The following is a 13,930-nucleotide window of genomic DNA, read 5'->3' on the forward strand; positions in this document are numbered from 1 at the left end:
GGCCTCCGCGCACACCGCGAACTCACGGCCCGTCTTGCCGTGGCCACGAACCATCACGGCAACAAGCCAGTTCGCGGCCCGTCTCGCCGTTCGGACGCGTGGCTACGAAGGCCGACAAGCACCCCGAACGCTCACCCAGGCCCGCCCACCCGGATAAACGCCAACCCGAAGGTTCGCGGCCCGTCTCGCCGTTCGGACGCGTGGCGGGTGCGAGGAACGAGTGCCCGACACGGGGCCGAACGGCGAGACTCAGGGGGCCGCGAACACGCCGGAGCGGAGCGGAGGCCAAAAATAGAGCCTCAGCGCTTCGAGTACTGCGGAGCCTTGCGGGCCTTCTTGAGACCGTACTTCTTACGCTCGGTCGCACGCGGGTCACGCGTGAGGAATCCGGCCCGCTTCAGGGCGGGACGATCCTCGGGGGTGACCTCGATCAGTGCCCGGGCGATCGCCAGGCGCAGCGCACCGGCCTGACCCGACGGGCCGCCGCCGACCAGGCGTGCGTGCACGTCGAACGCCTCGGTCCGCTCGACGGTGACCAGCGGGGACTTGACCAGCTGCTGGTGCACCTTGTTCGGGAAGTAGTCCTCGATGGGACGGCCGTTGAGCACGAACTGGCCGGTACCGGGCAGCAGACGCACCCGGACCACGGCCTCCTTGCGGCGGCCGACGGTCTGCACGGGACGGTCGATCACGATCGGGGCGACCGAGACGGACTCCTCGTAGGACTCCTCGTAGCCCGCGCCCTCGTCGACGATCTCGACCGCGGCGTCCTCGGCCGGGGTCTCCTCGACCGCGGCGTCCTCGGCCACGTAGTCCTCGTTGAATTCCTCAGGAGCGGTCACTGGGCCACCTGCTTGATCTCGAACGGAATGGGCTGCTGGGCCGCGTGCGGATGCGACGGGCCGCCGTAGACCTTGAGCTTGCCGGCGATCTTGTTGCCGAGCTTGTTCTTCGGGATCATGCCCTTCACGGCGCGCTCCACGACCCGCTCGGGACGAGTGTCGAGCAGCTGCCCGACAGACCGGGACTTCAGGCCGCCCGGGAACCCGGAGTGGGTGTACAGGTTCTTGTCCTGCCGCTTGTTACCGGAGACGGCAACCTTGTCGGCGTTGATGATGATGACGAAATCGCCACCATCCACGTTGGGGGCGTAGGTCGGCTTGTTCTTGCCGCGCAGCAGATTCGCTGCCTGCACGGCAAGGCGTCCGAGCACTACGTCAGTGGCGTCGATGACGTACCACTGGCGGGTGACGTCACCCGCCTTCGGGCTGTACGTAGGCACAGTTCTTCCCTGTCTGTCGTGGTGTTCTACCGGCCCGGCGAACGATCGAGTGACCCCGGCGGCCAGCGGAGACCCGGGACTCGTGGCACGACGCGAACAAATCGCGACGTATCGCACGCCAGCGGGCAACGATACCAGTCGGACATCGTGCGCCCGAAATCGGACCTGTGGCGTCCACCTGCGCGAACGCCCACCCGCACGAAAAGGCCCGGGCTCAGACGTGCAGTGGCGGACCCTGATCGAGATCATCCGGCACGGTCGGCACGAGATAGTGCAGGTTGTCGATGCCGAACCGGGCGCAGCCCTCGACCTGCTCAACACCCGGGCCCGGTTCCGTGCTGGCATTCGGAATCCCCGGACAGTCCTGCGGCGCCCCGGCCGGTTCGACGGACGCGATCACCAGATCCGTCGCCGACCGCCCCCCGGCCGCGCTCGCGCCGCCCGACCGGCTCGCACCGCCCGGATCCACGCCGACGTGTACCGCCAGCGCCGCCAGCGCCACCGCGCCCACGATCGTCGGAGCGCCGAACAGGTTGTCCTTCACCTTGTTCCACACCCGGCCGGACTGCTCGGCCGTACCCTGCGGCTCGGCCGACGGCTCGGGATGACGCGCCCGCGGACCGGCCGGTTCGCCGTCGGAACTCATTTTCGTCGTCTGCATCGTGTCGGCCGGGGAACCCGGCGGCCTCGTCATCCGGCCGCCCATCGCGGGAACGCCCGGATGCACGTTCGACACCTGATCGCGCACGACGACGGTGGTCTGCTCGCCCTCCTCGGGCGCCGCGTGCCGCGGGCCCTGCTGACCCGGACGCGCACTCGTGAGTTGCCCCGCCCGCTCCGGACCACGCCAGCCGTGCCGCCCGCCCTCGGATGCGGCGGACTCCTCCTCGGCCTGGGCCGAATTCACCACGCCGTGCCCGCCCGTCGAGCCGGAATATCCGCCCGCCGGATTGCCCGGGGCGGGTCCGCCACCCTGCTGACCGGGATTGACCGCACGACCCTGGTCCGGACGCGGCGGGGTCGCCGCCTGTCCGGGCCCCTGCGGTACCGGGCCCGGACCCCCGGGGCGTGCGGGTTCGGGCCCATAGCCCTGATCGGGCTCCTCGTCGGCGTATTCGCTGTCGGTGACCAGCAGGTGCGCCGCGCCCAGCACCAGCGCGTGCATCGGATGGTCGGCCACGTGTAAGCGATGACCGAGATGATTCTGGAACGCCAGCCGTAACGCGTCGTTGAAGCAGACGTTGCCGGACAGCAGCACCCTCGAGGTGTCCGCGCCGATCGAACGGGCCGCGGCCATCACCTCGATCACCACGTTGTCGGCGTGATGCGCGTCGCGCATGGCATCGGGTGCGATCGGCACGCCGACCGACTCGGTGGGCCGCTCGTCGTCGCCGTTCACCGAGACGACCAGGCACATCCGGCCGTCGGAGTAGACGCCGGTCGCGCTGGTGGCCCGGCCGCCGGCATCGGGCGGGCGGACCAGGCCGATGGCGCGCACGTAGCCCGATAACGCCACCGATTCGGGCAGCGGCTCGCTCGTCACGTCCAATTCCTCGACCAGCCGGGCGTATTCGTCGATCTTCTCGTCGGGCCAGTCGTCCGGATACGGCAGCGCGATGACGTCCGGCTTGCCGCGCACGTATTTACCGATGGCGGCCAGCGGGTTGTACAGCCGTGCCCGGAACACCAGTTCCGAGGGCCAGGTCGCGCCCGCGATGCGGATCTGCTTGTGGCCGATGATGTCCCGCACGTCGGCCACGGCGATACCCAGATCCGAACGCCCCCGGTCGGCGCCCGCGGTATGCAGGCGACCGGACGCGTCCGCCAGCAGATACGCGGGCGGCGTGTATGTGCCTTCCACCTGGACCGGGCGGATCGGCGTACCACCGCCGCCGCCGGCCACGGACACCACATCCCATCCGAGATGTACCGCCCCAACTCGAGCCGTCACACGCACAAGTGTGCCTTCTTCTTCGGCGACACGCGCGACCGGGCGGGTTTATTGCCTGGTCGCCGCAGTTTCGCGGGATGCGGACAACAACAACTGACGTTCATACCGTTCACGCCGAGGACTTCTTCAGCCGCAGCCGCCACCACGTGAGGATCGTGAGGACCAGGGTGAGCGCGGCCAGCATGCCGATGTCGAGCCACCAGACGTGCGAGGTGTGCTTCCACAGCGTATCGGTGGCCGCACTACTGTCGAGCGGATTCAACGCGGGCATGTTCACCGTCGAGGATCCCGCGGCGAATCCCCATCGCGCGGGGAACAGCCAGGCGACCTGCTGAAGTACGACGCGATTGGTCACCGGGATCACGCCGCCGGCCATCACCAGCTGGACCATGATCACCACCACCAGCAGCGGCATCACCTGCTCGTTCGATCTCGCGACGGACGAGAGCGCCAGACCGATCAGCACACAGGCGATCGCGGTGGCCGCGATGTCCACGTACAGCTCCACGTTGCCCGATGGGATCAGCGTGCCGTGGCCGGGCTGCTTCTTGCCGATCAGCACGATCCCCACCATCACCGCGGATTGCAGCAGCGCCGCGAAACCGAAGATGGCGACCTTGGCCATCAGATACGACCACGGCCGCAGCCCGACCGCGCGTTCCCGATGGAAGATCGCCCGTTCGGCGACCAGGTCGCGCACGGTGAGCGTGGATCCCATGAAGCACGCGCCCAGGATCAGGACCACCAGCAGCTGTTCGCTCTCCCGGCCGCCGTCGGGGACGAACATGATGCTGCCCTTCCCATCGCTCACCTGGGACAGCGGGCCGATGGCCAGGCCGTTGGTGCCGGGCACCACCAGTGAGAGCCCACCCAGTACGAACGGCAGCAGCACCAGGAATATCAGATACCCGCGGTCGGCCAGGATCAGCCGGAACTGCCGCCGCGACAACGTCGAGAACTGTTTGCGCGCACTGGATTTCGGCGGCTTGCCCTGATCGCCGCGCGGTGCGGGCGGCGGCGGGGGCGGTACCGCGGCCTGTTTGGCGCGGTAGTTCGCGAAGGCGCGATCGGGATCCGCGGCGACCTGCGCGAAGATCTCCGCCCAGTCGCTGGTGCCCAGGAACGCGCCTACCCCGCCCGGATGACCGAAGTACGCGGTCTTACCGCCGGGCGCGAGCAGCAGCACCTGATCGCACATGTCCAGGCAGGCCACCGAGTGGGTGACCACGATGACGGTGCGACCGGCGTCGGCCAGTTCCCGCAGCATGGTCATGACCTGGCGGTCCAGCGCCGGATCCAGGCCCGAGGTCGGCTCGTCGAGCAGCAGCAGGGCCGGGCCGGTGAGCAGTTCCAGCGCCACCGAGGCGCGTTTGCGCTGACCGCCGGAGAGTTTGTCGACGCGCGTGTCGGCGTGTTCGGTGAGCGAAAGTTCTTGCAGCACACCGTCGATGACCTCGCGACGGTCCGCCTTGGAGGTGTCCGGCGGCAGTCGCAGCTCGGCGGCGTAGCCGAGGGCCTGCCGCACGGTGAGCTGACGGTGCAGCACGTCGTCCTGCGGGACCATGCCGATACGACTGCGCATGGCCTCGTATTCCGCGTGCAGGTCGCGGCCCTCGAAGGTGACCACGCCCGCGGACGGATGCGTCGCTCCGGCAATGAGTTTGGACAGCGTGGACTTGCCCGCACCGGAGGGGCCGATCAGCGCGGTCAGGGTGCCGCGCCCGGCCTGCATGTTCACATCGACCAGCAACTGCTTGTTGCCCTCGACGGTGAAGCCGACCCCGTGCACGTCCAGGCCCTGCTCGGTGACCGGCTTCTGGCGCACGACGAGCGTGCCCTCCTGCACCAGGAAGTCGATGTTGCCGATCGTGACGATGTCCCGCTCGCGCAGGGCGACCCGCTGTTCGCGGCGGCCGTTGACGAAGGTGCCGTTGGCCGAGCCGACGTCCTCGATGACCAGCCCCTCGGGCCCCTGCACCAGGCGCGCGTGCCGGCGCGAGGCCAGCGGATCGTTCACCACGATCTCGTTGTCGCTGGTGCGGCCGATGTTCAAGCCGCCCGCGGGAATTCGGTCCGCGCGGGCGAAGGGCGCGCTGGATACCGAGGTGCGCACCGGCGGCGGCCGCATCGACGCGTCGGCCTTCGCGGTCATACTGGTATTGGCCGCCGCGGCTTGCCGCGCGGGAGCCGATTGCTGTGGCGGAGCCGATTGCTGCAACGGAACCGGCTGCTGCGGCGAGACCGATTGTTGTTGCGACGGAACCGCTTGCTGCGATGGAACCTGCTGCTGCGGAGGAACCGGCTGCTGCGGGGGAACCGAACGCTGCGGAGAGACCTGCTGCTGCGGCGAAACCTGTTGCTGCGGAGGCAGATTCGACCGATCGACCGGCGGACGCTGCGGCGCAGCCGGGGGTGGCTGCGGATTCTGCTGCGGCGGCGCAACCGGCTGCTGCGGTGAAACCGGCTGCTGCGGAGAGACCGGCTGCTTCGGCGAAATCTGTTGCTGTGGAGGCAGATTCGACCGGTCGACCAACGGACGCTGCGGCGCACCCTGGGGTGGCTGCGGATTCTGCTGCGGCGGCGTCATCGGACGTTGTGGCGGGGCCGGTTGCTGCTGCAACGGACCGGACCGGCCCTGCGGCGAAACCCCTCGAGCCTGTGGCGGAACGGCGGGAGCCTGCGGCGGGGTGGGCGGACGCTGCGGCGCAACCGCCTGTCCCTGCGGCGGCGGAGCCGGTGGACGTTGCGGCGGCACCGGCTGACGCTGCTGCGCGGGCGGCTGCGGCGGCATCGGCGGACGTTGCGGCGGAATCGCCTGCCCCACCTGCGGCGACGCCATCTGCCCCGGCACCGGCGGCACCCCCTGCGGCGGCATCGGCGCAATGGGACGCGCCCCGGACTGCCGATCCTGCGGCCCGGGTCCCGGCCGCTGCTGCGGACGCTGCCCCACCTGCGGCGTCAGTTGCAGCAGCGGCCCGGTGACCGCGTCGCCCAGCCGCACCTGCATCGGCCGGCCGATCGGCAGTGGACCCGTGACCCGTTGCGCGTCCACGAATACGCCATTGGTACTGCCGTTGTCGGACAGCACCCAGGTACCGCCCTGCCAGCTGAGTATCGCGTGCACACGGGAAACCAAAGGGCTGTCGACGAACAACGTCACCTCGGGCGCGCGGCCGATGGTGATCTGCTGCCCCGCCTCGAAGCCCCGATCGATTCCCTCATGACGCACGGTGATCTTCTGCGCCCCCGGTGATGACATGTGCCGGATACTATGCGAAAGGCCGGGTATCAGGGCACCACAATTTCCCACGGGCATAGGGTGTGCGAGCCCGGGGTGTGCGGGCCCGTAACTGAACCGCGACCCCCAGGGGAGGGAGCACGTGTGGCGAAACACCAGGTGACAACCGCGGTCTCCGCATTGATTCTGACAGTCCTCACGCTGACGGGCTGCACCTCGACCGTCGGCGGCCGGGCCGTCTCGGTCTACGAGGACCCGTTCCAGGTGGCCGGACTGCCCACCACCAGCGGCCCCAGCGGACCCCGCGCGGGCGTCGCGGACAGCGCCCTGACCGCTGACGGCGCGACCGGGGGCGAGTACGACAAGCTGGCGCTCAACGCCATCGACGACATCCAAAGTTATTGGCGCAGTGAGTTTTCCAAGGACTTCTCCGGGACCTTCGCCCCGGTCCCGAAGTTCTACTCCTGGGATGCCAAGCAGACCCAGGACAGTCGGTTCTGCCAGCAGACCACACTGCATCTGGTGAATGCGGCGTACTGCCGCCTGGACAATTCCATCGGCTGGGACCGAGGCGTTCTGCTGCCGACGATGACGAACGCGTTCGGCAAGATGTCGGTGGTGATGGTGCTGGCGCACGAGTACGGCCACGCGGTGCAGACCGAGGCCGAACTCGTCACCGGCCGGACCCCGGTGATAGTCAAGGAGCAGCAGGCCGACTGCTTCGCCGGGGCGTTCATGCGGCACGTCGCCGAGGGCCGCGCAAAGCATTTCACGATCAACACCGCCGACGGCCTGAACAAGGTGCTGGCCGCGACGGTGGCGATCCGGGACGCGGATCCGAGCGATCCCGATTCGGTGCACGGTTCGGCCTTCGAACGGGTGACCGCCGTGCAGATCGGCTTCACCGACGGCCCGAAGAGCTGCGCGGCCATCGATATGAACGACGTCACCCGCCGCCGCAAGAACCTCCCGCAGTCCTACGGCAACGATGCCGATCACGGCGAATTGCCCGTCACCCAGCACAATCTCGTCGAATTGGGCAAGGCGATGAGCTCGATCATGCCGGTGCCCACCGAACCCGCCTACGACTATCGCGGCGCGAAACTGGGCTGCCCCGACGCCACGGACACCGAACCGGTCACCTACTGCCCGGCCACCAACACGATCGGCACCGACGTACCAGCCCTCGCCGCCCGCGCGGCTGCGAACACCGGCGATCAGGACAACTTCCCGACCCATATCGGCGGCGATTACAACGCCTACATCGTCTTCATCTCCCGGTACACCCTTGCGGTGCAGAACAATCTGCACCAGCGGCTCTCGGGCGCGCAGACGGGCCTGCGCGCGTCCTGCCTGTCGGGCGTGATCACCGCGAAACTCGCCAGCCCCACCCGCACCGTAGCCAACGGCGATCTGGCCCTGTCCCCCGGCGATCTGGACAAGGCCGTCTCCGGCCTGCTGAACGACGGCCTCGCCGCCAGTGATATCGCGGGAAATACTGTCCCCAGCGGTTTTTCGCGCGTGGACGCCTTCCGCGCCGGAGTCCTGGGCAGCCGGCACACCTGCGAATCCCGTTACGCGTAAGCCGGGAACCAACGAGATCCAGCCCGAGACAACATCTTTCCGGTTCCCACCGAGACACGACCTCTCGCACCTCGTTCCATCAACCCCGGGACAACGCCCACCTGGCGTTCGACGCCGCGGCGTTCGTGACCTCGAAAGACACCTTGTACCCGCTGTCGGAGGAGGGCAAGGGCGCGGCCGGTGCGCTGGTGACCGCGATGTGGTTTGCGGCGCGGCTCGCCGCCCGGACGCGTGGCGGGTGCGAGGAACGAGTGTCCGACACGGGGCCGGGCGGTGAGCCTCAGTGCGCCGCAAACCCGCCGGAGCGAAGCGGAGGCAGAAAATACAGCAGCGGAGGCCGAAGATACAGCTCAGAAGGGCGGGGCGGCGGCCGGGTCGAAGCGGAGGACGCGGTTGCCGAGCATCAGTTCGGTGCCGTGAATCAGGGCCATGGGCTGGTTGGGAACCAGGTTGATCCAGTCCTGGTAGCCGGGGAGGCGGGCGCGGGTGCCGTTGGTGGAACCTCGATCCACGATGGTGGCATCCCAGTTGACCAGGCGGATCTCGGCGTGGGCGCGGGACATGCCGCCGGAGTTGTCCTCGATCTTGAACGGGGTCATACCCCGCTGGGCGGCATCGGAGTTCTGCGGATCGCGGCCCAGGACCGCGTCGGCGGCCAGCGTGAACGCGGTGCCGTCGTCGAGAACCAGCACGCCCAGGGGCGGGCGCGGCACCTCGGACGGCGGCTGGGTCTGATCCACCGGCATACCGCAGACGGTGCAGAACGCCGATCGCGGATCGCTGGGATGTGCTCGCGCGCACTTGAATCCCAACACCCGGACGCCGGGCGCACCGCGCTCGGGAGTCGGCTCCGGACCGTGCAGCGACGGAACCGAACTCGGCCGCCCGAGTTCCGTCTGCGCAAGTCGCGCAGCCATATCCGGCCCGGTATTCGGCAGCGGCGGCGGAACCGTGGGCAGCGGCGGCGGAACCGTGGGCAGGGGCGGTGGAGTCGGAGTCGACGGCAGCGGCGGCGAGACGGCGTCGCCGCCCGGCCCCGCGCTCGGCAGCGGCGGCGGGACGGCATCATTCCGTACCCCCGTGCCCGGCACCCGCGGCGCGAGGTCGCCACCCGGCAGGGGCGGAGGTTGCGGAACGGAGTCATCACTCGGCGGCGGAGTCGAATCCGAGGACATCTGCGCGCGGTACAGATCGCCCGAAGGATTCGAAAACGCTTGCGGCTCATCGGCGAACGGCACCGATCCCGTTGTCGCCGGGCGGTGCCGCGCACCCGAGTCCTCGTCCCGATCACGTGCCCGCGAACGTCGCCCCTCGAACCAGACGACCGCCCCGGACGCCTGCGCCACACCCTCGCCCAGCGCGCCGATACCGCGCTCGGGCAGCTCCGGATCGCCCGCCGATTCCTCGTCGGCGAAGATCGCGGCCGCCCGCGCCGGCGTGTGCGCCACCCGATCCACGGTGAATCCGGCCTCCACGCCACGGTGGTACTCGACGCCGTCCTCGCCGACCAGCATCGCGGTGACCGCGCCGTGCAGGAAGATCGCCACCCCGCCGGTCTCGGCCTGCGTCAGGATGCCCAGATCGACCGGCTCGCCGGGGCTGATCTGCTCGGCGTCGCGCATCAACCAGTTCGTCGCCTCCCGTGCGACCAACCGGCCGGGCCCGGCGGGAGCCTGCTCGGTCGCCTCGAAAACCAACTGCGAGAGCGCTTCTGCCACGCGCATGGCGACCGAGGACTCCCGTACCGGCCCGGGACCGCGATGGGCGACCAGCACGAGCGCACCCGCCACTCGGACCACGACATGATTGCCCGGGACAACCTCGACCTGCCGATCCCTCAATGGAATCGGCCTTCGCGGGCCATATCGGCGGTCGTCACCACACGCACCAGATTAGAGCAACGGATCCGCATGGGCCCCCGGACCGGCCCGCCTCGTCTCGCCACGCGCCACATCGCGCCGCGCGGACTGTTCCCGCGCAAGGCCCCGGTCCGGTAATTTGTGTGCTGATTGCTGGAGATACGGGGGCTGGCCGATGGTTCGCACGACACGTCGCGCAGGGATCGTATTCGCTACGGCAACCGCGGTCGCGGTGCTGGCCGGGTGCGGGGTGCAGGGCACCCCGGTCGCGGGCGAGATCGACGTGCGCACACTCGATGTCGGCAATTACGCGGTCGATCAGCACGCCTACCACCAGACCGCCGACGACGCGGGCGCGGTCGTGGAGGGTATGCGGATGTCCCGGGCGGTGGTGCCCGCGGTGCGGATCGATCCGTCGCTGAAGGTCGGTCAGGGTGGCCACATCGTCCTGGACAACACCGAGGCCACCACCCGCCTGCTCGCCGCGGTGTCCAAGCCCATCCTGGACCGGGAGGGCCTGCTCACCGGCTACACCGCCGCCGGGGCCGACAAGCCCGACGAGCCGGGCACTTCCATCTCCACCTCCGACACCACCTCGGTCACCGATTTCGTGATGCGTTTCGCGGACGCGGATACCGCTAAGCGAACCGCCCAGGAACTCGAGGACGCCGACTTCGGCGTCGCGCCGGATCTGAACAAGAAGCTCACGCTGTCGAAATACCCTGACGCGCTGGTGCACTGGCGTCCCGGCATCTCCAATGTCGGCGCCTTCCTGGCGCACAAGAACTTCGTGATCTCGCTGTTCATCCAGCGTCCCGAGCCCGATCAGGACGATCTGGAGGCGTGGGTGCAGAAATCACTCGACGCGCAGGTCCCGGCACTGGACAGATTCCAGGCCACCCCGAAGGACCAGTTCTCCAGCCTCCCAATCGATCCCGACGGACTGCTCGCCCGCGCGGTGGTGCGCGACCGGGACGTGCACACCCCCGACCGGGACCGCTTCGCCAGCTACGGCCCCAACGATTTCGTGAACATCGCCGAGGACGAGACCACCCGGCAGCGACTCGTCGACGATACGGGCCTGGACGCGGTCGGCATCGCCGATACGAGCACGGTGCTGCGGGTGCGCGATGCGGCGGCCGGCGGGCGGCTCGTCAATGGCCTGGTCTCGGCGTCGGGATCCGGCTACAGCCCGACCGACGCGCCGGACGGAATCCCGGGTGCGAAATGCCTGCAACTCGGCAGTTCAAGCGTGCACTCGAATGCGGCGAAATTCCGCTGCTACATTCCGCACGGCCGATATGTCGAGGTGGTCATCAGCAATGATCAATCCGATATGAAGAAGAAGGCATCGGCGGCATACGCCCTCCTGGCGAACAGTATGTGAGCAAGGCCCGCGCGGCGGCAAATCACTGGCATCAGCGCCCGACCCCGTGTGTAGACTACCGACGGGCCGCGGCCGAGCGGGTTGTGTTGCGGCCGGTCCCACGGGAGGGGAAGTCATGCGCAGGTCCAAGGTGTTCGTGGCGGCGATACTGCTGGTCACGGCCTGCGCCGCGGGTTGCGGTCACGGCGGATCGCCCCCGGCCCCGGTCATCGATCTCGCCGCCCTGGACTTCGGCCCCTACCAGGCCGCCCCGCACGATATGGGCAAGCCCAAGAACAGCTATCAGGCCCGCGTTTTCGAGGCCGAACGTCTCGGCGACACCGTTCCGCTGGCCATGGATATCGACCCGAGCCTGACCTTCGGCGGTAATTCCGGATCGCTCGTCTTCGAGGATCCCAAGAACACGATGTTGCACAATTTCGGCGACTTCGACAATTTCGCGCAGGATGCCCCGAATTTCATCGGCGGCTACATCAGTTATGGGATGGACAGCCGGAAGAACGACGGTATCGAACTGCTCAACGCGGTCATGCTGTTCCCCGACGAGAAGCAGGCCGCCGACGCCGCCGCCGCGCTCGAACACCGCGATTTCACGGCCAAACCGGATAATCAACCGGTACCGATCCCCAAATATCCCGCCGCACACGCACATTGGGAGCCCGGCAACCAGTCGATCGACAGCTGGTACGCCACCGGGAAAATTCTCGTGTTCACCTCCGACTACGACCACACGAAGATCTGGTTCCATCACACCGATCTACCGGCCCTGGTCACCATGGTGACCAAGAGCCTGGACACGATCGTCCCGGCGGTCGCGAAATTCACCCCCACCCCGGCGAACCAGCTCTCCGACAAACCGATGGATATCGATGGCATGCTCGGCCGCACGATGATCCGGCCGCAGGCGGCGACGGGAGAATGGCTGAATCCGCCCGTCGTCTTCCACGCGCACGCGGCCTTGGGCTGGACCACCGACCCGATCGCGGATCAGCGGAACTTCCGGAAGGACGGCGTGGATCTGTACGCCGAATACGGCAACACCCTGTACCGGGCCCGGGACGCGGCCGGCGCGCAGGACATCCGCGATCAGCTGGGCGATCCGTCGAAACATTTCAAATCCGCCGCGCCCCCGCGGAATCTCCCGGTCGCCAAATGCCGTCAGTACCACGGTCCGGTGACGATCGCGGTGCATTTCTACTGCTCGGTCGCCTACGGGCGATATGCGTCGCAGTCCTGGGGTGAACAGCTTCTCGATGCGCAGCAACGCATCTCGGCGCAATACGCGATCCTGGTGAGGGCGAAATGACGCGCCCCTCGCTCGCCCGCGGGATCGCCGCGGCCGTCGGCGGGATCACCGCCGCCGTCATGCTGACCTCCTGCGGCACATCGGTTTCCGGGATCGCCGCTCCGGCCGAACTCGACGTGCGCACTCTCGATGTCGGCCCGTATCCGGTCGATCCGATCGACATCCACGAGGACGATCCGCCGGGCCTGATCTACGGTCTGCAGGTCGGCGGCCTGCGGCTGAGCGATTACGTGGTGGACGCCTACGACATCGATCCGCATATGACCGTCGGTCTGCGCTCCGGGTCGTTCACCAGCGGCGTCATCGCCCGCGGGATCGGTAACGACACCGCCATGACCGCGGTCGCCAAGCGCGACAACATGTATTTCGGCTTCGAATCGGTGGGATCGGATCGGCCCACCTACCTCAGCACCGCCGACTGGCCGGCCGTGGTGCGATCGAATACCACCAGCATCGATCTGATGGTGATGCAGTTTCCCGATGCCGACACCGCCACACGCGCTGCCGGTGATTTCTACAACGCCGATATCGGACTCAACAAGAATCAACCGCTGACGGTGAGCAAATACCCTGCCGCGCACGCTCATTGGCGTCCCGGGACCGCCACCGTCCGATCGTTCATCGCGCACGGTTCCTATGTCGTGGCGGTGCTCGCGCTCGCACCCAGCGCCGATCCGGCGAATCTCACCACCCTGGTTCAGAAGTCCTACGACGCGGAATTCCCCCTGCTGGACCAGCTTCGGCCGATCTCGGACGAGGACACCGTCCGACTGGACTGGGATCCCGAATATCTGATCAGCCGCACGTTGAATTCGGACAAGATCGGCAATATCGGTTACGGAGATACGAATGCGGCCTTCGGCCCGCGCGGCATCATGCACTACATGCCCGATCGGGCGCAGGCGAAGAAGACCTTCACCGCGATCGAAGGCGTGAAGTTCGCCAAAACCGATGACGCCCTTCTGGTCCGCACCGCCGATGCGGCCGCCGCACATGAAGTCGTGCGAGATCGGCTCACCCCGCAGCCATTCGAGAAGGCCGCCGCCGCGGTGCCGAAACTACCCGGTTCGGCGTGCGTGGAAAACAATACGGACACCGACTCGTACATCACGCCCAAGCGCTACACCTGCATCGTCGCGTACCGCAATTACCTCGCCTATGTCGACTCCGATCAATTGATCGATGCGCATCAGCGTGCGGCCGCGCAATACGCGCTGCTGGCCAACAGCCAATGGGAGCCGTAGCTCGACCGTGCTCACGCGGGGCCGGTATGCTCCGCGAAAGCACGATCCGACCGGTACCGGCACCCTCCCGACCACGATC

At 68.1% G+C, this 13,930-nt stretch carries 9 protein-coding genes and 1 pseudogene; 4 read left to right on the forward strand and 6 right to left on the reverse strand.

Annotated features, from left to right (window positions below):
• Nucleotides 1–299 precede the first annotated feature (299 nt).
• The 5 genes and pseudogenes from rpsI to NM2_RS52025 form a co-directional block, all read right to left on the reverse strand.
• Nucleotides 300–842, reverse strand: coding sequence for a 30S ribosomal protein S9 (gene rpsI / locus NM2_RS33740; RefSeq protein ID WP_157121475.1), 543 nt, complete (start codon nucleotides 840–842; stop codon nucleotides 300–302).
• Nucleotides 839–1,282, reverse strand: a complete 444-nt coding sequence (gene rplM / locus NM2_RS33745) for a 50S ribosomal protein L13 (RefSeq protein WP_067677419.1) — start codon at nucleotides 1,280–1,282, stop codon at nucleotides 839–841. Before rplM ends, rpsI begins: the two co-directional genes overlap by 4 nt.
• A gap of 214 nt (nucleotides 1,283–1,496) precedes the next feature.
• Complete coding sequence (locus tag NM2_RS52020) at nucleotides 1,497–3,233, reverse strand: hypothetical protein (RefSeq protein WP_245718337.1); 1,737 nt, start codon at nucleotides 3,231–3,233, stop codon at nucleotides 1,497–1,499.
• A 109-nt stretch (nucleotides 3,234–3,342) separates the two neighbouring features.
• Nucleotides 3,343–5,820, reverse strand: coding sequence for an ATP-binding cassette domain-containing protein (locus NM2_RS48120; RefSeq protein ID WP_157121478.1), 2,478 nt, complete (start codon nucleotides 5,818–5,820; stop codon nucleotides 3,343–3,345).
• 417 nt (nucleotides 5,821–6,237) lie between these two features.
• Nucleotides 6,238–6,549 (reverse strand): annotated as a pseudogene (locus NM2_RS52025) (FHA domain-containing protein); the annotation flags it as partial.
• A gap of 66 nt (nucleotides 6,550–6,615) precedes the next feature.
• Here NM2_RS52025 and NM2_RS33760 point away from each other — a divergent pair.
• Complete coding sequence (locus NM2_RS33760) at nucleotides 6,616–8,055, forward strand: neutral zinc metallopeptidase (RefSeq protein ID WP_067677421.1); 1,440 nt, start codon at nucleotides 6,616–6,618, stop codon at nucleotides 8,053–8,055.
• A 350-nt stretch (nucleotides 8,056–8,405) separates the two neighbouring features.
• Here NM2_RS33760 and NM2_RS33765 read toward each other — a convergent pair whose 3' ends face one another.
• On the reverse strand, nucleotides 8,406–9,896 hold the full coding sequence (locus tag NM2_RS33765; protein ID WP_067677423.1) for an FHA domain-containing protein: 1,491 nt from the start codon (nucleotides 9,894–9,896) through the stop codon (nucleotides 8,406–8,408).
• A 193-nt stretch (nucleotides 9,897–10,089) separates the two neighbouring features.
• On the opposite strand from NM2_RS33765, the gene NM2_RS33770 reads away from it, so the two are divergent.
• The 3 genes from NM2_RS33770 (at nucleotide 10,090) to NM2_RS33780 (ending at nucleotide 13,851) form a co-directional block, all read left to right on the forward strand.
• Nucleotides 10,090–11,301 carry a DUF7373 family lipoprotein gene (locus tag NM2_RS33770; RefSeq protein WP_067677425.1) on the forward strand — a complete coding sequence of 404 codons (1,212 nt, stop codon included), beginning with the start codon at nucleotides 10,090–10,092 and terminating at the stop codon, nucleotides 11,299–11,301.
• Between the two features lie 115 nt (nucleotides 11,302–11,416).
• Complete coding sequence (locus tag NM2_RS33775; protein WP_067677427.1) at nucleotides 11,417–12,607, forward strand: DUF7373 family lipoprotein; 1,191 nt, start codon at nucleotides 11,417–11,419, stop codon at nucleotides 12,605–12,607.
• Nucleotides 12,604–13,851 carry a DUF7373 family lipoprotein gene (locus tag NM2_RS33780; protein WP_067677429.1) on the forward strand — a complete coding sequence of 416 codons (1,248 nt, stop codon included), beginning with the start codon at nucleotides 12,604–12,606 and terminating at the stop codon, nucleotides 13,849–13,851. Before NM2_RS33775 ends, NM2_RS33780 begins: the two co-directional genes overlap by 4 nt.
• Nucleotides 13,852–13,930 lie beyond the last annotated feature (79 nt).

It is taken from the genome of Nocardia miyunensis NBRC 108239, from assembly GCF_001613065.1.
GTDB classification, from domain to species: Bacteria; Actinomycetota; Actinomycetes; order Mycobacteriales; family Mycobacteriaceae; genus Nocardia; species Nocardia miyunensis.

What these genes read in the sequence shown, in the direction of transcription:
- NM2_RS33775 (WP_067677427.1), top strand. Translation starts at nt 11,417, where the DNA reads ATGCGCAGGTCCAAGGTGTTCGTGGCGGCGATACTGCTGGTCACGGCC.
- NM2_RS48120 (WP_157121478.1), bottom strand. Translation starts at nt 5,820, where the DNA reads ATGACGCCGCCGCAGCAGAATCCGCAGCCACCCCAGGGTGCGCCGCAG.
- NM2_RS33780 (WP_067677429.1), top strand. Translation starts at nt 12,604, where the DNA reads ATGACGCGCCCCTCGCTCGCCCGCGGGATCGCCGCGGCCGTCGGCGGG.
- NM2_RS33770 (WP_067677425.1), top strand. Translation starts at nt 10,090, where the DNA reads ATGGTTCGCACGACACGTCGCGCAGGGATCGTATTCGCTACGGCAACC.